General features: G+C 54.8%; 18 protein-coding genes. 16 read left to right on the top strand and 2 right to left on the bottom strand.

Going from position 1 to position 19568, the window contains the following annotated elements:
* Both Q0362_RS04295 and Q0362_RS04290 read left to right on the top strand, forming a co-directional pair.
* Window positions 1–573, top strand: a 573-nt coding sequence (locus Q0362_RS04295) for an IclR family transcriptional regulator (RefSeq protein ID WP_298120209.1), incomplete at its 5' end; no start/stop codon positions are given.
* Between the two features lie 9 nt (window positions 574–582).
* Window positions 583–915, top strand: a complete 333-nt coding sequence (locus Q0362_RS04290; RefSeq protein WP_298120204.1) for a multidrug efflux SMR transporter — start codon at window positions 583–585, stop codon at window positions 913–915.
* 286 nt (window positions 916–1201) lie between these two features.
* Here Q0362_RS04290 and Q0362_RS04285 read toward each other — a convergent pair whose 3' ends face one another.
* Window positions 1202–2194 (bottom strand): excalibur calcium-binding domain-containing protein, encoded by a 993-nt coding sequence (locus Q0362_RS04285; RefSeq protein ID WP_298120201.1) that lies wholly within the window; start codon window positions 2192–2194, stop codon window positions 1202–1204.
* A gap of 50 nt (window positions 2195–2244) precedes the next feature.
* Here Q0362_RS04285 and Q0362_RS04280 point away from each other — a divergent pair, with 50 nt between their 5' ends.
* From Q0362_RS04280 to Q0362_RS04250, 7 genes are all read left to right on the top strand, one after another.
* Window positions 2245–3753 (top strand): SDR family oxidoreductase, encoded by a 1509-nt coding sequence (locus tag Q0362_RS04280; RefSeq protein WP_298120198.1) that lies wholly within the window; start codon window positions 2245–2247, stop codon window positions 3751–3753.
* A 91-nt stretch (window positions 3754–3844) separates the two neighbouring features.
* A complete protein-coding gene (locus tag Q0362_RS04275) occupies window positions 3845–4339 on the top strand; it encodes a hypothetical protein (RefSeq protein ID WP_298120195.1) in 495 nt (164 codons plus the stop codon).
* A 106-nt stretch (window positions 4340–4445) separates the two neighbouring features.
* Window positions 4446–6677 carry a cation-translocating P-type ATPase gene (locus Q0362_RS04270; protein WP_298120192.1) on the top strand — a complete coding sequence of 744 codons (2232 nt, stop codon included), beginning with the start codon at window positions 4446–4448 and terminating at the stop codon, window positions 6675–6677.
* Window positions 6678–6748: 71 nt separating this feature from the next.
* On the top strand, window positions 6749–7843 hold the full coding sequence (locus Q0362_RS04265; protein ID WP_298120188.1) for an acyl-CoA desaturase: 1095 nt from the start codon (window positions 6749–6751) through the stop codon (window positions 7841–7843).
* Window positions 7844–7852: 9 nt separating this feature from the next.
* The gene (locus tag Q0362_RS04260; protein ID WP_298120186.1) at window positions 7853–8209 is read left to right on the top strand and encodes a hypothetical protein; all 357 of its coding nucleotides are present in this window, start codon (window positions 7853–7855) and stop codon (window positions 8207–8209) included.
* A gap of 150 nt (window positions 8210–8359) precedes the next feature.
* The gene (locus Q0362_RS04255; RefSeq protein ID WP_298120183.1) at window positions 8360–10477 is read left to right on the top strand and encodes a DEAD/DEAH box helicase; all 2118 of its coding nucleotides are present in this window, start codon (window positions 8360–8362) and stop codon (window positions 10475–10477) included.
* 9 nt (window positions 10478–10486) lie between these two features.
* Complete coding sequence (locus tag Q0362_RS04250; protein WP_298120180.1) at window positions 10487–11218, top strand: ZIP family metal transporter; 732 nt, start codon at window positions 10487–10489, stop codon at window positions 11216–11218.
* Between the two features lie 3 nt (window positions 11219–11221).
* Here Q0362_RS04250 and Q0362_RS04245 read toward each other — a convergent pair whose 3' ends face one another.
* Window positions 11222–12115 (bottom strand): alpha/beta fold hydrolase, encoded by an 894-nt coding sequence (locus Q0362_RS04245; protein WP_298120177.1) that lies wholly within the window; start codon window positions 12113–12115, stop codon window positions 11222–11224.
* Window positions 12116–12383: 268 nt separating this feature from the next.
* Here Q0362_RS04245 and Q0362_RS04240 point away from each other — a divergent pair, with 268 nt between their 5' ends.
* The 7 genes from Q0362_RS04240 to Q0362_RS04210 all read left to right on the top strand — a co-directional run bounded on the left by Q0362_RS04240 (window position 12384) and on the right by Q0362_RS04210 (window position 19568).
* Entirely contained in the window at window positions 12384–13637 is a 1254-nt protein-coding gene (locus Q0362_RS04240; protein WP_298120174.1) for an inorganic phosphate transporter, read from the top strand.
* A complete protein-coding gene (locus Q0362_RS04235; protein WP_280794919.1) occupies window positions 13637–13894 on the top strand; it encodes a hypothetical protein in 258 nt (85 codons plus the stop codon). Before Q0362_RS04240 ends, Q0362_RS04235 begins: the two co-directional genes overlap by 1 nt.
* Window positions 13895–14041: 147 nt before the next feature.
* A complete protein-coding gene (locus tag Q0362_RS04230; RefSeq protein WP_298120165.1) occupies window positions 14042–15586 on the top strand; it encodes an NCS2 family permease in 1545 nt (514 codons plus the stop codon).
* 110 nt (window positions 15587–15696) lie between these two features.
* Window positions 15697–16230, top strand: a complete 534-nt coding sequence (locus tag Q0362_RS04225; protein ID WP_298120162.1) for a hypothetical protein — start codon at window positions 15697–15699, stop codon at window positions 16228–16230.
* A 323-nt stretch (window positions 16231–16553) separates the two neighbouring features.
* A complete protein-coding gene (locus Q0362_RS04220) occupies window positions 16554–17048 on the top strand; it encodes a hypothetical protein (RefSeq protein WP_298120159.1) in 495 nt (164 codons plus the stop codon).
* 123 nt (window positions 17049–17171) lie between these two features.
* Window positions 17172–18491 (top strand): S1C family serine protease, encoded by a 1320-nt coding sequence (locus Q0362_RS04215; protein ID WP_298120156.1) that lies wholly within the window; start codon window positions 17172–17174, stop codon window positions 18489–18491.
* 57 nt (window positions 18492–18548) lie between these two features.
* Window positions 18549–19568, top strand: coding sequence for a glycosyltransferase family 2 protein (locus Q0362_RS04210; RefSeq protein WP_298120153.1), 1020 nt, complete (start codon window positions 18549–18551; stop codon window positions 19566–19568).

Below are 19568 nucleotides of genomic sequence, written 5' to 3'. Positions count from 1 at the left end.
TCCTCCGCCTACACTCGCCAACAACCGCTGACACGTCTTGGCGCACCTTTGTTGGCAAAGCTGGTGGACCACATCGGAGAATCTGCTCACCTTGCCGTGCTGCACGGCACTGATGTTCTCTACGTCGTGGAAGAACGTGCGCCACGTCGACCCAGCCTTGTTACTGACGTCGGTGTTCGCCTTCCAGCGCACCTCACTGCTTCTGGTCGCGCCCTGCTCTCGGCGCTGCCCCCGGCACAACTCCGAGCGCTCTATCCCGACAGCATCGTCTTTACTCAGCGTGCAGGAGTGGCGAGCACGGGACCCCGCACCTACCGCGAGCTCAAGGCACTCGTCACTGATGCCGCGACTCAGGGTTATTCCTTGGAACGTGGAGAGATCACGGAGGGTTTGGCGTCAGTAGGAGTCGTCGTGAAGGACCACATTGGTTGGCCGGCGGCAGGTATCGCCGTGACTTTCTCTGCGGCGGGTTTGAATACCCCAGAAGCTTTCAAAGAACGTGTTGACTCTCTCCTGCCGGAAATGACGGCCACTGCGCACGAGCTCAGTCGTCGTATTCACGGTGCAAGTTAGGCTGAACTCATGGTTGTTGCATACTTACTTCTTGCCCTCGCGATTGTCTCCGAGGTGGTGGGAACACTTGCACTCAAGATGAGTGAAGGTTTCACCAAAGTCATACCGACCATCTTTGTTTTCGTCGGCTATCTATCTGCCTTCGCTTCCTTAGGATTAGGCCTGTCTAAAGGCCTGAGCATGGGTGTTGCCTATGGAATCTGGGCTGGTGTGGGAACCGCGCTGGTGGCCATTATGGGTATCTTCTTGTTCAAAGAAAACCTCAACGTCTGGGGCTTCCTGGGACTTGCCCTGATCATCATTGGTGTGGTGCTTCTGGAGATGGGTAGCTCGCACGGGTAATTAAGCTCTGGGCGACATACCCACTTCCCACATTGACGTTCAGAGAAAACAAGCGCACACTGGATATAGACCTCGACCGGTCAGGCGAAAGCCCCGACGGTCACCCCTTATCTGAAGGAGACCACATGGCAACCGCAAACATCAAGCTTGAGACCCCTTCCGCTACCCTCGGTGGCGGCGAAGAGGGCGGCTGCTGCGGCGGCGCGTGCTGCGGCGGAAAGTAAGCGTAAACACAGCGCACAAGGGTTCGACCTCTTTTGAGGTCGGGCCCTTGTTCTGTTAATTCCTACTCGCAGACGATTCCGTCTTTATCGCGGTCTCGATACCAGTCATATTCCGGGTCCACGCCTTGGTAGTAGGGGCCAGCGCCATTGGCTTGTGCCACAGAACAGGTTCCATAGTTGGGGTCAAGAACACCATCACTGACAGGAGCAACTTGTTCGGCAGGTACTCCAGCGGTGACAACAGCTTTCTCTGGAACAGAAATACTCACTGTTGAACAACCGTTGAGGACAGATTGCAGGGTGAGGCGTTCTAGCGAATCAACGGTGAGATTCCAGCGCCACTTCACAGCCACCCAGGTAGCGGCATAGTCACAGAAGTAGCCATGGTTAGCGGGCATCCACTGCGCAGGATCTTGATCGCTCTTGGAGCGATTAGAGCTCGCTGTTACTGCCAGTAATGAAGCGTCATAGCCCAGATCATTTCCGAAATTAATTCTGGTTGCACTGTCCCACCCGTAAGCACCAGAACCCCAGGCTTCATTGAGGGGAACAAAGTGGTCAATGTCAAGATCACCAGCATCGGTCAAAGTAGTGCCGTCATAGGCCGAAACCCACTGGCCAGTGCTGACCGTGCATCGGCCACGGGTCGTCACGGCTGATTGTGACTCCATGATGAGAACTTCAGCGCGGGTATTACAGCCATCTCCGTCTGCATCAATCCATGCGTTGAAATAGTCACGGTTATAGCCGCTGTGAGAGGCAGGGGAATCATCTGTTACGAGCTCTTGGAGCAGAGCTAGATATGTTGATGCCCCCGAAGTTCCTGTCTGAGCGCTCTGTGTTGCCGGAGAGGTGGGGCTCGCGACTGGTGTTTCTGTGGGAACTGCAATATCGAGAGGAGCTTCTGTACCGTTGAGAGCCTTCTCGAGAGATTCGACAGTAGAGGCGGTCTGCATAGATTGCACCGCATTCAGGGCAGAACTGATCGAAACAACGGGTAAGAAAATGAGAACAGCAATGACGCCGCTGAGCCACAGTCGCTTTTTTGTCGACATCATTCCTCCCGCTATAGAAGCTATCAAGCTTCCAGGCGTAGAGTCAGGTCATGGCGATGAGAAAAGCTCTGGTCACGGGTGCAACCGGCTATATCGGTGGCCGTCTCGTTCCTCGATTACTTGAGGCTGGTTTCAGCGTGCGGGTGCTGGTTCGCAACGCGGACAAACTCAAGGATGTGCCCTGGCGTGCCCAGGTAGACATCGTTGAAGGCGACCTGCTCGATGCTGCCATTGTCAACGAAGCCTGCACCGGTATTGACGTTCTCTACTACCTCGTTCACGCAATGGGGCAAAAGGGTGACTTCGAAGAGAAGGAACTCATTGGTGCCCGAAATGTCGCTGTAGCGGCCAAAGCGAAGAAGCTTTCTCGCATTGTGTATCTCGGTGGATTACATCCAGCCACCGGAGAACTCTCCAAACACTTGCGCTCACGGGCAGAGGTGGGGGAGATTCTCCTGGAATCGGGAGTTCCTACCGTTGCCTTACAAGCGGGGGTCATTATTGGCTCTGGTTCCACCAGCTTCGAAATGATTCGTCACCTCACAGATGTGCTCCCCGTCATGACGGCACCTAAGTGGGTGGGTAACCTCATTCAGCCCATCGCGGTGCGCGACGTGATGTATTACTTGATCAAGGCGGCAGATCTTCCACCGAGTGTGAACCGCACGCTCGATATCGGCGGCCCTGAGGTACTGAAGTATTCCGAGATGATGAACGGCTATGCCGTTGAAGCGGGAATGAAAGAACGTGCCATTTTGCGTTTGCCTGTGCTGACTCCGTACCTGGCTAGCCAATGGGTCAACCTGGTTACTCCGATTCCCCGCGCGCTCGCCGTGCCGATCATTGCGTCGTTGCAACACGACTGCGTCATGAACGAACACGATGTTGATTCCATCATTGCGCCACCACCCGAAGGTTTATTGCCCTATCGCACCGCAGTCCATCTCGCTCTAGAGCGAATGAAAGAGGGCGAACTGGAAACTAGCTGGCAGAACTCCAGTGTGGATGGTGCTCCGAGCGACCCGCTTCCTAGCGACCCCGAGTGGGCAGGCCACCGGGTCTATATCGATCTCAAAGAACGTGACTGTGATTCCCCAGTAGAGGACTTGTGGGCAGTTATTGAAGGTATCGGCGGTGAGAACGGCTGGTATTCACTCCCCATTGCCTGGGCTGCTCGTGGTTTCGCTGACAAGTTGGTCGGTGGTGTGGGATTACGCCGCGGACGCAGTAATCCCGAGAAGCTGCGTGTGGGTGAGGCAGTGGACTGGTGGCGCGTGGAGCGTATCGATCACGGAAACTTCCTGCGCTTGCGTGCGGAGATGAAGGTTCCTGGCCTGGCCTGGCTGGAACTCACTGCAGATGCTAAGCCAGATGGAACTTCTCACTACACACAGCGCGCCATCTTCTTCCCCCGTGGACTAGGCGGCCGCCTCTATTGGCTGTCCATCCTCCCTGCGCATGGCATCATCTTCAACGGCATGGCCAACAAGATTGTGGCAACGGCTCAGCAGCGTTTTCTTGAGCGAAAAATCCAAGCAAAACTCTCTGCTCTCTCTTAACTCGTTCATAGTGTCCTCATAGCTTCGTTCTCCAGTGTGTAATTACCGGCCACAAGGCCACCACACAAAACGAACGTAAGGAGGCATGCAGATGCCAAAGAACGACAACAACGACAACCTCGACAACGCAGAGGCAACTCAGACTCCTGCTGAGTACACCCCCGAAGCTGCAGCTGAAGAAACCGAAACTCCGGTAACACCCATCGCTGAAGCCCGCTCCAAGCGTCGCCTCGGCACCGGTGCAATCATCGGTATCTCCGCAGCAAGCGTTGCTCTCTTGGCCGGTGTATTCGGAAGCGGCATTGCTGTCGCTAACGTGATCGGTCACGCTGGTGGACCACTGGCTGCTGGACAAGCTCCTGCACACATTGAAATGGGTGAAGGCGGTCCCCAGGGCGGCGGAGAAGGCCATGAAGGAAAGCGCGGTCACGGTCCCAAGGGCGAGATGGCAGGCGGACCGCAGGGTGGTCTCGAAGCTGATGGCTCAATGCCCGGCAACGTTCCTCACGAGCACGATGCAAACGGTAACGACATCATTCCTGAGGGTTACCCCACCACAGCACCAGCTCCCGCAACGACTAACTAGTCGCACTAGCTGAGACACCGCCCCTTCGGGGGCGGTGTTTTCTTGTGTGAGGGAGGAATACTCTGGAACCATCAGACGTTATGAAAGATGGAGGAATGAGGTAGCTATGGCTAGCCAGACCACATCAACCATCGTCTTGGGTGTTGAGGGAATGACGTGCTCGAGCTGTGTTGCCCGCGTTGAAAAAAGCCTCACTGAACTTCCCGGCGTCACTGCGGCGGTGAACCTCGCTATGCACAGCGCCAAGGTTGAATTCCCGTCCAACATCAGTGAAGAACAGCTGGTGCAGCAGGTAACCAAGCTCGGATACACCGCAACATTGCCCCAGGTGGCCAAGCCCAGCGAAGCTGAGTTAGAAGAAGGCAAAGCGGGCAAAGTCACGTTGCTCGAGCGCCTGGTCATTGCCATCTTCCTGACTGTCCCAGTCATTGTGCTCGCGATGGTTCCAGCCTGGCAGTTCACGTATTGGCAGTGGATCTCACTGTTATTGACCACACCCGTCGTGTTCTGGTGCGGTCTTCCTTTCCACCGGGCGACATTTATCAATCTTCGCCACGGCACTCTGACCATGGACACCCTGATTACGCTGGGTACTTTTGCTGCCTACGGCTGGTCTGTCTATGCCCTTTTCTTTGGCGCTGCCGGGGATCCCCACATGCACCACAGCATGGAACTCTTTGCCTGGCAGGCAGACCCCACGCACAATATCTATTTCGAAGCTGCCGCTGGTGTCACCACGTTCCTTTTGCTCGGGCGCTACCTCGAGGAGAAGTCACAACGGAGTGCCGGTGCTGCACTGCGTGCACTGGGGGAGCTGAAAGCCACAGAAGTCACTCGACTTCGGGATGGTGTTGAAGAACGAATTTCCACATCTGATCTTCACGTAGGGGATGTCTTTGTTGTTCGTCCGGGTGAAATCATTGCAACGGACGGAGTCGTCCTCGAGGGTCGAGCTGCCGTCGATGAAAGCGCTCTCACGGGGGAAAGCCTTCCGGTTGAGGTCACGGTGACATCACGAGTTACCGGATCCACCATCGCATTGGATGGAAAGCTTGTGGTTCGTGCCACTGAGGTTGGCCAGGACACTCGTATTGCTCAGTTGGCTGCCCTTGTCGAGGACGCGCAGCTTCATAAGGCAGCCGTGCAGAGGCTTGCTGACCGAATTTCTGCCGTCTTTGTGCCGATCGTGGTCGGCATCGCTGGAGTTACCGTCATCGGGTGGGTGATAGCTGGTGCGCCGCTAGCTGTGGGCTTTACGGCAGGCATTGCTGTCCTCGTTATCGCGTGCCCGTGTGCACTTGGGCTTGCCACACCAGTTGCACTGATGGTGGGCACGGGACGTGCCGCCCAGATGGGCATCATCATCTCTGGTCCTGATGCGATTGAAAGTTCTTCTCGCATCACCACCGTCATTCTCGATAAAACCGGAACAATCACCTCCGGCAAGATGACGGTGAGAGATGTTTATCTGGAAGATGAGAATTACTCAGCAGCACTCAAGCGAATAGCTGCGTTGGAATTCGGCTCCGAACACCCCATTGCGAAGGCAATCGTGTCCCACGTAACGGGAGAAGCACAAGAAACACTTCCCGTTGTCTCTGAGTTCCGATCTGTAGCAGGGCACGGTGTGCACGGTGTTGTTGAAGGCATCACTCTTTCGGTGGGGACCCAGCAGTGGATGGAAGACAATGCCCTTGAGCTCTCTTCCCAGCAACGTGAAGTGCTGGCTGCGGCTCGCTCAACGGGGGCAACGACTGTCTTAGCGGGATGGGACGGTGAGGTACGTGCCATCATCACCGTCGCCGACACCATCAAGGAAGATTCTGCTCAGGCTATTTCTCGCCTCCGCGAACTCGGTCTCGACGTTGTCCTGCTGACGGGCGATCATGAAGATGCTGCCCGCGCTATTGCCACAGAAGTGGGTATTTCTCGCGTGATTGCAGGAGCAAGTCCTGAAAATAAGGTCGAGGCAGTCAAGGGCTTCCAAGCTGAAGGCAAGCGTGTGGCCATGGTCGGGGACGGCGTCAATGATGCCGCCGCGCTGGCACAGGCTGATCTAGGCATTGCGATGGGTACCGGAACAGACGTGGCCATCGCCGCAAGCGACATCACCTTGGTCCGTGGAACCTTGTCTGCTGCCGTCGATGCCATCGAACTGTCTCGCAGAACATTGAGGATTATTCACGGCAACCTGTTCTGGGCATTTGCTTATAACGTCGCGGCAATTCCGCTGGCGGCACTTGGTTTCTTGAACCCGATGCTTGCTGGAGCAGCCATGGCGTTCTCGAGTTTGTTCGTTGTGCTCAATTCACTGCGTCTTCGCAGATTCGCACGCTAGATTGAACTAACTGCATAACGCACTACCTCGCCGGCTGTGAAGTCGACCTGACTTATCCAGAAGTGGCGACCATGACCTTCAGCTCTACCCTTGGCCCTCTCCGCTCAACCGAGCCGAAGGATCCCAACCGTAAGCCTTTGACAAGTTCATATGCAGCACTCATGAAGGCGGTCACTCAGGCCGGATTGATGCGCAAGCGACCCGCCTTCTACATCACCTTGTTTGTGGGTCTTTCTTTGGCCTTGGGCGGTTTGATTACCGGGTTTGTGCTCATCGGGGATTCTTGGTTTCAGCTTCTGATTGCTGCTGGCCTAGGTATTTTGCTCACTCAGTTCGCCTTTATTACCCATGAGGCGTCACACCGTCAGGTCTTTTCCTCGGGCAAGCTCAACGACTGGAGTGGCCGCATCCTGGCTACTGCTGTGGTCGGTATTTCTTATGCATGGTGGATGAACAAGCACACCAAGCACCACATCAACCCCAACACAGTAGGCAAAGACCCTGATATCGAATGGGACACCATCTCTTTTCAAGAAGAAGATGCCGCTAAGCAAAAGGGTTTCCTGCGCTGGATTACCCAACGCCAGGGTTACCTCTTCTTCCCTTTGCTCACCCTCGAGGGCATCAATCTTCACTTCCGTTCCATCTTGACCCTGTTCCAGAAGGAACGCCTTGAAGGACGTGCTGTCGAGATCACCTTGATTGCACTGCGTTTGAGCGCTTATGTTGCCGTGATCTTCATCTTCCTTCCCCTCGGTATGGCCTTTGCCTTCCTGGGTGTTCAGCTTGCGGTCTTTGGTGTCTACATGGGTGCCTCCTTTGCCCCGAACCACAAGGGCATGCCCATGATTCCCAAAGAGAACCGCGTGGACTTCATGACCAAGCAGGTCTTGACCTCTCGCAACATCAAGGGAGCTGGAACTACCGCGTTCATGGGTGGACTGAACTACCAGATCGAACACCACTTGTTCCCCAGCATGGCTCGACCCAACCTGCGCAAGGCACGTCTGATTGTGAAGCAGCACTGTGCAACTGAGGGTGTTCCCTATACCGAGACCACGCTGATGCGTTCCTACGGAATCGTCATTGGCTATCTCAACAAGGTTGGTTTGGCAGCTCGCGATCCTTTCGATTGTCCTGAAGCCGACCGCATGCGTCGTCGCTAAACTTTTTACATGGCAAAAAAGCAAGCAGAACCTGAGCTCATCCGTCCTGGCATCGTGCCTGGATTAGCTGGGGTTACCGCAATGTTTATCGGTATGGGTCTCTACGGCTCTGAGTGGTACATCACCATCTTGTTCGTGGTCAGTATCTTGGCAGCCATCCTCGCTGTGTTCACCTGGCAGTGGGCTAATCCCAAGAAGTGGATCTTTCTCCCACTGTTCTTGTTGATCGCCATTTATTGGAATCCCATCGTCCGATTGACTGATGGGATTACCCCAGGTATCCAATGGTGGATGCTTCTTCAGACAGCTGCAGCTGCCACATTCTTCCTCGGCGGCTTCCTGATTAAGACGCCAGCTCCGAAGTAGTAGACTAAATCCGCACCACAACCTTCGTTTCTACTGTCGCCGGCGCTAACGCGTGATGCGCGAGGTACCTTCTGGGGGAGGTGCAGTTTGGGGCATGACGCAAGCACTGCTTGTTCGTGATGTCATCGTTTCTTTAGTCATGGAGACCAAGTGGCCCGTACCGGCACTCGTCGTAACACCCTCGATAACTCGGGGCTCATCCCTATCCTCGCCCGCAAGGTGCGCGAGGTAGAAGCAAAAGCTCAGACTGGTAAGAAGGTTGGTCCCACCAACCGCACCAAGTTCCAGGTCATTGCTTTCCTCGTTCGTGAAGAGCGCGCACGCGTCAAGGGTGACGCAGCGTTGACTGATTCTTCACGTGCAGAACAGCTCAAGCGCCTTGATGGTGTTGCCACCATCTTGGCAAAAACCGCTGCACGCGACACCTCGCTGATCCAGCTTCTCGAAGTAGACCACGCAACCAGTCCTGTGGCGCAGAAAATGCGCCGGGACTGGCTGGTTGAATCCGGCGCAGAGATCAACCCCGAAGACCTCATCATCACCACCGAGCAGGCCAAGCCTGTTCAGGAGTTCGCTCCCGAACTTGCTGAGAAGCAGGTTCTTCCGCTTTCCGTGAAGGCTCGTTTGAAGTCCAGCCCGTTCCTGGAGCCTGACTTCTCTAAGCCCACCACGGGTTCTATTCCTGTCATGCGCTTGTCGAACTGGGAGCTGCTTGGCCCCTTGTTCAAGTCGTTTGAAACAGGTGCTGGCGGCGGCTCTGCCTGCATGGAGATGCCTGCTGTTCCTAAGTTTGATCGCTTCTCGCCTCAGGGGCGCGAACTCATGCCACACCAGATTCGCTTCATCGAGAGTGTGAAGGAAGGTCACCGCACCTTCCTCCTCGCCGATGAACCAGGTCTGGGAAAGACGGCACAGTCCCTCATTGCGGCGTCTGTTGCAAACGCCTTCCCTCTCCTTGCCATCGTTCCTAACGTGGTCAAGATGAACTGGGCGCGTGAAGTTGAGCGCTGGATCCCTGGTCGCAAGGCAACCGTTATTCACGGTGACGGAACAGACGTTGACGCCTTCGCAGATGTCTTTATCGTGAACTACGAAGTTCTGGACCGTCACCTCTCCTGGATTGGCCAGATGGGCTTCAAGGGCATGGTTGTTGACGAAGCACACTTCATCAAGAACCTCACTTCTCAGCGCTCCAAGCACGTGCTTGCACTCGCTGACCGCATCGTGGCGCGCACTCCAGGCCACAACCCCTTACGTATTGCGCTGACTGGTACGCCGCTGATCAATGACATCGATGACTTCCGCGCTATTTGGAAGTTCCTCGGCTGGATTGACGGCGAGAAGCCATCGGCTGAACTCACCGCCAAGCTTGAGGCAACCGGTCTCACCCCTGCAGACCAAAGCTTCTATGCCTCTGCTCGCGAAACCGTGGTGTCCATGGGTATTGTCCGTCGTCGCAAGATTGACGTGGCCAAGGACCTTCCTGCCAAGCGCGTGGTTGACCTGCCCGTTGAACTCGATGATGAACTCGGTAACTCGATCAAGGCTGCTGAAGCGGAACTGGCTAAGCGCCTGCTTGAGCGTTACAACCGCTTCACCGTCACCGGTAACTTCCGTGGTTCCACCACAGAGCTCATCCGTATGGTTGCCCAGCAGGAGCTGGACGAATCTAAGGGCCAGAAGACTGGCGAGAACGTCTTCACCATGGTGCGCAAGATTGGTCAGGCCAAGGCTGGACTTGCTTCTGACTACGCAGCTCAGCTTGCACGTTCAGTAGGCAAGGTTGTCTTCTTCGCGAAGCACATCGACGTGATGGACACCGCAGAACGTGCCTTTGCTGCCCAGGGCATCAAGTCTGTTTCCATTCGTGGTGACCAGACCACTTCTGCTCGCCAGGATGCTATTGACGCCTTCAACAAGGACGAGTCCGTTCAAGTTGCCGTGTGTTCACTCACCGCTGCTGGTGTTGGTTTGAACCTGCAGGCATCTTCCAACGTGGTTCTGGCAGAACTGTCCTGGACATCTGCTGAGCAAACCCAGGCAATTGACCGCGTTCACCGTATTGGTCAGGAAATGCCTGTTACCGCATGGCGCATCATCGCTGCCCAGACCATTGACGCGAAGATTGCCGAGCTCATCGACAGCAAGCGTGGACTTGCTGCTCGTGCCCTCGAGGGTGAAGAGATTGAAGCAGGCTCGCAGGATTCCATCCAGCTCGATGCTTTGGTTCACATCCTTACTCGTGCAATCGCGTCTCAGTACGCCTAGCCTGTAACCATGAACGAGTGGCTCACCGCAGCGGGCGCAGGTCTGCTGGCTGGTGGAGCCCTGTTCGTGGGCGCTCTCATTGCATGGTTTGTGAACGTGCCCTCACGGGTCGTGGCCAGTGTGATGGCGTTTGGTGCGGGAGTTCTCATCTCGGCACTCGCCTTTGACTTGGTCGGCGAGGCTATGGCCGAGTCTGGCCTCTGGCCGACCGTCTCCGGTTTTGCTGTGGGAGCGATTGTTTATGTGGGCGTGAATGTCCTGCTTGATCGTCTCAACGCTCGAAACAAAAAAGGTTCAGCAGAAGGCCCCGGAACCGGCACGGGTATTGCTGTGGGAGCACTGCTCGACGGTGTGCCCGAGTCCATGGTGTTGGGGCTGTCCATGCTTGGAGGTCAGGGAGTCAGTATTCCGATTCTGACCGCGGTCATCATTTCGAACCTTCCCGAAGGTCTTTCCAGCACAGCTGAGCTCAAGGCAGCGGGAAGAAAACCACGCTTCGTCTTCGCTTTGTGGGGAGGCATTGCTCTCGCTGCAGCGATCTCCAGCCTTTTGGGTTTCACTATCTTGGCTGATGCTCCCGTTGAGCTCACCGGCTTCATTACATCTCTAGCCGCTGGTGCCATGCTGGCCATGATCAGTGACACCATGATTCCTGATGCATTCCGCAAGGCTCACAACTACACGGGCCTGCTCGCCACTCTTGGTTTCTTGACCAGCTTGGTTATTCACCAGCTGGCCTAGTCACTAGTGCTCGTCCCAGAAGGTGGCGAGAAGCTGTGCTGAGGTGTGAGTGCGGTCAGCGTGAGCTGAGTGTCCTGCATTCGCCACAACCCAATAATCAGCTCCCAGCTGTTCAGCCATTTCTCGCTGCATCTCGATAGGCCAAGCGTCATCGTTGGCGCCGTGGGAGACAAGAACGGGGATGCCGGTGCGCGACAGCTCCACAGTTCGGTCGACCTGGTCAATGAGAATGTTGATTCCAGCTTCGAGCTGGGCAGGGTTAGTGCTCATCAGGCGGTCGTAGTAGTACTGCTCAATGATGTTGAGCTCACCCTTGATATCTGCCTCGGGATCTTTACCTGCAGCGAGCTGGCTGCCGACGTAGTACGCACGTGGACCATGCTCCAGAAGGCCATAGCGCTGCTCTAGCAAGTCACCACCCATATTTCTGGGGCCTGAATTCCACATGGTCAAGCTGGCGAAAGGGGAGTGGTCCTGAAGAACAGCCTCGATGGAGACAACACCACCGAAGCTGTGGCCCAACAGGTGAACATCGTTACCAAGCTCAAGCTTGCTAATGATGTCGTGAATATCTGCACCCAGGCGTTCTAATGCATAGCCGTCGGTGTTGTCAGGGCCTTCGGACAGGCTCTGTCCACGCTGGGAAAAAGCGACGACTTTATAGCCACGCTCAGAGAGGGGCTGCAGTAATCCATTGAATGTGTCTGCCGAGCTGGTGTAACCGGGAACGAGCAGTGCCGTTCCGATACGTTCACCCTGTGGCTCAATGGTGATGGTGGCGAGGTGGTAGCCATCAATCTCAACGCTTCCTCGAATCGCACGTTCAGGAAGTTGCTGGGCCAGAGAGATTCCCTGTGCTTCGAGTTCAACACTGTTGAGGGGCAGCTTTGCAGACATAACCCCATGCTACGACCGAGTACTTGCCCGAGCCTAAGTTGAATGAGAAAAGTCTCAGGGAAGAACTTTCGACTAGTTAACGAGAGTTAGAGAACCCTGATTTACGTAAATGCAGAGAAATCTTTAACTTAGTTACTAGCTAGGGTTGCTGAGAAAGCCCGGAGATGTCACTATCGACAGAACTGGGGTTTTGAGCAAACGTCATGTGGACAACAACTCAATCCTGTTACCCCTTCTTGTTTTTGACAATCACACAGAAAAGGCCCTTGTGGATCCTCTATTCGTCGTCGTGCTCGTTGTAGCACTCGCGCTTTTCTTTGACTTCACCAACGGTTTCCATGACACAGCAAACGCCATGGCAACCCCGATCGCTACTGGTGCTCTCAAGCCTCGAACAGCGGTTCTTATCGCAGCGGTATTGAACCTTGTTGGTGCGTTCCTTTCCACCGCAGTGGCTAAGACCATCTCGGTTGACCTCATCAACGAGGACGTCACAATCAAGGTGGAAATGATCTTCGCCGGTTTGTGCGGAGCAATCCTGTGGAACCTCACCACCTGGATTTTGGGACTTCCTTCCTCTTCTTCACACGCACTATTTGGTGGCCTGATCGGTGCTGCAATCGCGAGTGCAGGTTTTGACGCAGTGAACTTCATCAAGGTTGTTGAGAAGGTTATTCTTCCTTCTCTGTTCGCTCCCGTGATTGCTGGTATTGCTGCTTATCTTGCAACTAAGCTCGCGTACATCATCACCGCCCGTTCGCAGGCAGAGCGTGCGCGTACCGGAATTGGCACAGGCCGTTCACGCTTCCGTACCGGTCAGATCTTCTCGTCTTCATTGGTTGCTCTCTCGCACGGTACAAACGATGCTCAGAAGACCATGGGTGTTATCACTCTGGTGCTGATTACAGCTGGAGTGCTGGGTAAGGACAGTGGCGTTCCACTCTGGGTCATGATTGCAGCAGCTCTTGCTATTGCTCTGGGAACTTATATGGGTGGTTGGCGCATCATCAAGACAATGGGAACTGGTCTTTCTGAGATCAAGCCAGCACAGGGTCTTGCCGCTGAAACGGCAACCGGTGTCACCATCCTGGCGTCGACAAACCTTGGCTTCGCTCTCTCCACCACTCAGGTAGCTTCTGGTTCCGTTATCGGTGCCGGGCTGGGTCGTAAGGGCGGCACCGTCCGTTGGAGCAAAGCAAGCCACGTTGTGGGCGCATGGTTCCTAACTCTTCCAGCAGCAGCCATTGTGGGTGCATTCGCTGCGTGGATTGCAGGAACTGGCCCATTCGGAATTCTCATTGATGCCGTGCTCGTGACTGGTGTCATTATTGCTTTGTTCCAGATCAGCAAGCGTAACGCTGTCACTCACACAAACGTCCTCTCTGAGGTTGAAGGTGCGAGCGAGATCGTAGAAACTCCTGCACAGCGTCGCCGTGCAGAGAAAGCTGCCAAGCTTGCTGCCAAGAAAGAAGCAGAAAAGGCCGCGAAGGAAGCAAAGAAGAACAAGAAGGGCAAGAAATAATGACTATCGCTTGGGATGCATTCCTGTCTGTTGTTATCGCTTCTGTAGGCGGAGCAGCCGTTATCGTTTCGCTCTACTCACTTGGTGTTCGTTTCGTCACTGATGCAGAGCTGCTGGCTCCTAAAGCGGCCAAGGGTGATGGCTCAGCTGTGCGTAAGGAATCTTTTTTCCGCAGCATTGCTTACATCTGCTTCACACTTTGTGCCATTGCAGTGCTCTATGAGATCTACTTGATCATTCCGTTCTTCCATAAATAAGTCCGGAATATCGACATCACCCCCTCGTGCAAGCGAGGGGGTGATGTTGTTAACCCCTATATGTGGTGGTGAGGGATAAAGAAATTCACTTCAAGTTGTGGTTAAGACTTTCCGGCGAAAAACTCAAGGCAAACTCTCAGGCAGGTTATGGTTGAACCTGTAGTTCCCTCATCCCTACTCAAAAAGGAGAACGGTTTGTCGTCCTCGACCACCGAAAAGCCCAAGTCAGGCTTCTCAGCAACACTCGATCGCTACTTCGAAATCACCAAGCGTGGATCCACCATTGGTACGGAGTTCCGCGGCGGTCTCGTCATCTTCATGACGATGGTTTACATCATCATCCTGAACCCCATCATCTTGGCTTTCAGCCCCGACGTTAACGGAAACGTTATCGGCGGCGGCGCAGCTGACGCATTCGAATTCGCACCTCAGGCAATCGCTTCGGCAACTGCACTGGCTGCAGGTCTGATGACCATCGCATTCGGTTTCGTCGCACGTCTGCCATTCGCTATTGCAGCTGGTCTGGGTATCAACTCATTCCTCGCAGTAACTCTGGTCAAGGACGTCACCTGGCAGGAGGCCATGGGCCTCGTCGTCATCGACGGAATTATCATCCTCATCCTCGCGGTCACTGGTCTGCGCACCATGATCTTCACCGCAGTTCCTGCTGCACTGAAGACCGCGATCACCGTGGGTATTGGTCTCTTCATCGCATTCATCGGTCTCGTTGACGGTGGTCTTGTTCGTCGCACTGACGTTGGCCCCGTTCCAGTTGGACTCGGTGTTGGCACCGACCACGGAATTGGTCTCCCCACCACCATCTTCATCATTGGTGTTCTCACCATTGGTGTTCTCATGGCAATGCGTGTTCGTGCAGCAATCTTGATCGGTCTGATCTCGACCACCGTTATCGCCATCATCGCTGAAGCACTCTTCCCCGTAGGCGGCAAGTTCGTCAACGGTGAGTTCGTGACCCCCTTCGGTTGGGACACCACCATTCCTGGTCTGCCCACCAGCATCTTTGCTGTTCCTGACTTCTCCACCATTGGTGAAGTAAGCCTCTTCGGTTCCTTCGAGCGCATCGGTGCACTTGCTGCAATCATGCTCGTGTTCACCCTCGTGTTCTCGAACTTCTTCGACGCAATGGGCACCATGACCGGTCTGTCCAAGCAGGCTGGCCTTGCTGACAAGGACGGTAACTTCCCACGTCTGAAGTCCGCACTGGTTGTTGAAGGTGCTGGTGCTGTTGTTGGTGGTTTCACCTCGACCTCTTCCAACACCGTCTACATCGAGTCTGCTTCCGGTATCGCCGGTGGTGCTCGCACTGGTCTGGCTAACATCGTCACCGGTGTGCTGTTCCTGGTTGCAATGTTCTTCGCACCTCTGACCTCTGTAGTCCCCATCGAGGTTGGTGCTTCGGCACTGGTCATCGTTGGTGCACTCATGATGTCTCAGGTTGTTGACATTGACTGGAAGGACTGGAGCATCTCGTTCCCTGCCTTCCTGACCATCATCATGATGCCTTTCACCTACTCGATCGCAAACGGTATCGGTATCGGCTTCATCACCTGGGTCATTGTCCGCGCATTCGCTGGCAAGGCTAAGGAAATCCACCCAGTGCTCTGGATCGTTGCAGCTGGCTTCGTGCTCTACTTCGTAGCAGCACCGCTCTCCGCAGCATTCGGCGGCTAGTAAAGAATCACTCGCACAAGCGGGAGAGCCTTCGGGTTCTCCCGCTTGTCGTTTAACCAGATGTGGATAACTCCAGAGGCAGTTATCTCAACCTGAGTAAGTTTCCTCACATGCGTGTGAAACCTCTCATTGCCATCCCACTTATTGCTCTCGCCCTTGCGGGGTGCTCGACTCAACAGCCAACACAAGAAACAAGCACTGCTGCTGCTCAAGAACAGCCTCTCTTCTCTAGCGACGAAGAAGCACTGGCTGCAGCACAAGCTGCGTATGCCAACTACCTCGAGGTCTCAGATCAGATAGCGAGAGATGGCGGGGCTAATCCTGAGAGGTTGAAGGGGTTGGTTTCCTCTCAGCTTTTTGAGGAGCAAAAGGCAGGTTATTTGGACGTCAAGAGCAGTGGCTTATTGGCGCAAGGGTCTAGTCATTTCGATAACTTTTCAATTCAAAGCGCGAGCGCTGATTCAATTTCAAACTACGTTTGCTTGCGTCTTTCTGAGATAAGAGTTATTGATGATTTGGGTACCGATGTAACTCCATCGGGTAGAAATGACAATTTGCCCTTGGAACTTAGGTGGCAAGCCATTGGAGGAAAATTAGTCCTCGAAAAGAGTGAAGTGTGGACAGGCCAAAACTTCTGTTTATAGTTCTAGCTTTCCTTGGATTAACTTTTGGATTTAGCGATGTTGCCCATGCGGCGACTGCAAATTGTCAATCCCAGAATGCTGTTTTTTCCGGCTGCACTGGTGCCCAAACCTCCAACAACTCAGTTGATGTCTGGGCTAGGTCAACAACACCAGGCGGTTCATCCACTGTCGTGACGCCTGCTGGTAGATCAACAGGAAGTCGATCAACTGTCGTTCGCCCTGTTTACTACCCTTCTTCGTTGGCGTTTAGGTGTCTTGGGTTGATTTCACCTTCTCCTCAATGTCAGCGAACCCCTGCTGCTCCAGCACCTGCCCCTGCGACAGTGACTTATGCACCTGTCACCCTTTCGGACCTCGCGAACTTTGTTCCCCAAGCCGCCTCGTTAACTTCTCAGCCACGTGGGTGGACTGTGGCGAATCTCAATACCAACTTCATTGCTGGGGCTTCTACTCATGTTGTGGGTGGGTCTTTGTTTGGCCGCTCAGCCGAGGTTCGGTTCACGCCACATGCTTACGACTGGAACTACGGAGATGGTGGAACCCAAACAACTTCGGTTGCCGGTGCTCGCTGGGATACTCTCGGAATGCGTGAATTCTCTCCAACTTCGACAAGTCATGTTTATGGATCTGAAGGAAGTTTCACTACATCTGTCGCAGTTCGTTATGGGGCAGAGTATCGCGTGGGCGGGGGAGCCTGGATTCCCGTCTCAGGCGAGGTTTCTAGTGCAGCAACGACCACTGTGGTGATTGTGCAAAATGCAGATACTGTCTTGGCTGCACGGGATTGCACGGCAGGTCGAACAGCTCCTGGCTGTTAGCCTGAGAAGGCACTTGAGGCCAGGTGTTTCTGCTCAATAAACACTCAGATAACACTCAGGCTGGTCATAGGATTCCCACAGACTTGTGCGGAATGCTGAAAGTGCTTGAAAGGAGCTTCTCGAATGACTGAGAACAACGACAAAGGAATTCCCGAGTACTTTTTCCCACCCGTGGGAGATGCCACTCCACCACCAGCAGCACCAGCTGCTGAACAGGTAGTTCCTGAAACGTTTGTTGGACCAGCAGCAGTTCGTGAGCGCAAGCAGAGCAAGGTTGCCCCACTCGTCGCCGTGGCAGTAGCTGCCGCATTGGTCGGCGGAATTGCCGGAGCCGGTGTTGCCACCGTGATGGGTGGCCAGAACGCTACAAACACAGCGTCAAACACCATTCAAGGCATCACCATCAATGATTCTGAAGAAGTATCAACGGTCACTGCGGTGGCAGCGAAGGCTTCCCCGAGCGTTGTCACCATTGCTGTGACGGGCACAGAGGGTTCTGGAACCGGATCTGGTGTCATTTTGAACAAGGAAGGCTACGTCCTCACCAATAACCACGTGGCAACCCTTGATGGTGCTGCATCAGATGCAAAGATCACCGTTCAAGACAACGACGGGAACATTTACCCTGCCACCATCGTGGGAACTGACCCGACAGTGGACATGGCTGTGCTGAAGATTCAGAGCGAAAGCACCTTCACCCCGATTGAATGGGCTGATTCCAGCAAACTCAACGTGGGTGACCTCACCATTGCGCTGGGTGCTCCACTTGGCCTTGCTGGCACGGTCACCACAGGAATTGTTTCTGCACTCAACCGATCCATTCAGGTTGCAAGCTCGTCCGTTCCTGATTCCTCGGGTTCTGACTCCGGTAGTGGAGATAGCTCTAATCCCTTCAACTTCGACTTTGGTCAAGGACAGAGCCAGGCCCAAACCCAAAGTGCTTCCATCTCCATCCCTGTGATTCAGACAGATGCTGCCATCAACCCAGGTAACTCGGGCGGTGCTCTCCTTGATTCCAAGGGTCGCCTGATCGGTATCAACGTCGCTATTGCGAGCGCGGGATCCTCTGAAGGTCAGTCCGGAAGCATTGGTGTGGGTTTCGCACTTCCTTCCAACCTTGCCAAGCGCGTGTCTACTGAACTCATTGAGAACCAGAAGGCCTCTCACGGTCTCCTTGGTGCTCAGGTCTCAGATGCCGCCACCAAGGATGGCAGCACCGCTGTTGGTGCCTTCATCGAGAAGGCCGTTGATGGCGGCGCTGCTGCTGCAGCCGGTATTAAGGCCGGAGATATTGTGACTCAGTTCAATGGTGTTCGTGTGACGGACGCTAACGACCTGACCGCTTTGGTTCGCACCGCTGCGGGTGGTTCGGAAGCAACTGTCGTGATCAACCGTGACGGTAAGCAGCAGACAATCAAGGTTCAGCTCGGCACACTGAAGTAGCTGGGGAAACGGCCAGCTCTTGGTAACCTAGAACTCGGCCTTCTACTCAAGGACCCCATGTCTGCTCTTGGCTCCGCGCCCATCCCAGCAACGCCCTTACCTGGCGTTTCTTATGTGATGCCTGTCCTCAATGAGGTCACCCACATTCGTGCTGCGGTGGCGAGCTTGCTCGAGCAGGATTACGCCGGGCCGATGGAAGTGACCCTTGCGTTGGGACCCAGCTCGGACGGCACTAATGAGCTCGTTGCCCAGATGTGTGCTGAAGATTCGCGGATTCACTCTGTAGATAACCCTGCGGCTGCGACCCCGGTGGGAATGAACCTGGCAATCAAGGCCTCGAACTTTCCCATTGTGATTCGGGTAGATGCACACTCGGTGCTGCCCAATGACTATGCCAGCATCGCTGTAGAAACCTTGCTTCGCACTCAGGCAGACAACGTGGGCGGCATCATGGATGCCCAAGGAACCACGCCTTTTGAACGTGCTGTGGCACGCGCCTATGACACCAAGGTTGGCTTGGGTGGAACTCCGTTCCACGTGGGTGGCAAGGAAGGTCCTGTCGACACGGTCTACCTGGGTGTCTTCAATCGTGAAAGCCTGCTCAAAGTGGGCATGTTCAACGAGGAGATTCGTCGCGGCCAGGACTGGGAACTCAACCGTCGTTTCCGTGACGCAGGTGGCCTGGTCTGGTTTACCCCCAAGCTCAAAGTTGTGTACCGACCACGCACCTCGGTGAAGGCACTGGTCAAGCAGATGTACTCCACGGGCTTGTGGCGTGGTGAACTCTCCAGGCGCTTTGGAAGTGGCCTGCGCTACTTTGTTCCACCTGCAATGGTGATGGCAACTGCGCTAGGAATCATTACCGGCCTGCTGGGATTCACCCTCGGTTGGGTTGTGCCAGCGGTTTATGTGGCATTCGTACTTGTTTCCACCGCGGTTTATGGCCGGGGTATGGGGGTTAAAGGACTCTTGTGGTTCCCGCTTGTACTTCCCTGTATTCACTTCGCATGGGGTGTAGGTTTCATCATGAGTTACACCAGACTCACCTCCAACATCGCCGGCAAGAGCGGAAGGTAA

The sequence above is a fragment of the uncultured Aurantimicrobium sp. genome, from assembly GCF_936931525.1.
GTDB lineage: Bacteria > Actinomycetota > Actinomycetes > Actinomycetales > Microbacteriaceae > Aurantimicrobium.
The sequence above is the reverse complement of the archived record's forward strand: the minus strand, read 5'-3'. Positions and strand labels throughout refer to the sequence as shown.

Coding starts and splice junctions, on each gene's coding strand:
- Q0362_RS04290 (WP_298120204.1), top strand. CDS start 583: ATGGTTGTTGCATACTTACTTCTTGCCCTCGCGATTGTCTCCGAGGTG.
- Q0362_RS04285 (WP_298120201.1), bottom strand. CDS start 2,194: ATGTCGACAAAAAAGCGACTGTGGCTCAGCGGCGTCATTGCTGTTCTC.
- Q0362_RS04280 (WP_298120198.1), top strand. CDS start 2,245: ATGGCGATGAGAAAAGCTCTGGTCACGGGTGCAACCGGCTATATCGGT.
- Q0362_RS04275 (WP_298120195.1), top strand. CDS start 3,845: ATGCCAAAGAACGACAACAACGACAACCTCGACAACGCAGAGGCAACT.
- Q0362_RS04270 (WP_298120192.1), top strand. CDS start 4,446: ATGGCTAGCCAGACCACATCAACCATCGTCTTGGGTGTTGAGGGAATG.
- Q0362_RS04265 (WP_298120188.1), top strand. CDS start 6,749: ATGACCTTCAGCTCTACCCTTGGCCCTCTCCGCTCAACCGAGCCGAAG.
- Q0362_RS04260 (WP_298120186.1), top strand. CDS start 7,853: ATGGCAAAAAAGCAAGCAGAACCTGAGCTCATCCGTCCTGGCATCGTG.
- Q0362_RS04250 (WP_298120180.1), top strand. CDS start 10,487: ATGAACGAGTGGCTCACCGCAGCGGGCGCAGGTCTGCTGGCTGGTGGA.
- Q0362_RS04245 (WP_298120177.1), bottom strand. CDS start 12,115: ATGTCTGCAAAGCTGCCCCTCAACAGTGTTGAACTCGAAGCACAGGGA.
- Q0362_RS04235 (WP_280794919.1), top strand. CDS start 13,637: ATGACTATCGCTTGGGATGCATTCCTGTCTGTTGTTATCGCTTCTGTA.
- Q0362_RS04230 (WP_298120165.1), top strand. CDS start 14,042: ATGGTTGAACCTGTAGTTCCCTCATCCCTACTCAAAAAGGAGAACGGT.
- Q0362_RS04225 (WP_298120162.1), top strand. CDS start 15,697: ATGCGTGTGAAACCTCTCATTGCCATCCCACTTATTGCTCTCGCCCTT.
- Q0362_RS04215 (WP_298120156.1), top strand. CDS start 17,172: ATGACTGAGAACAACGACAAAGGAATTCCCGAGTACTTTTTCCCACCC.
- Q0362_RS04210 (WP_298120153.1), top strand. CDS start 18,549: ATGTCTGCTCTTGGCTCCGCGCCCATCCCAGCAACGCCCTTACCTGGC.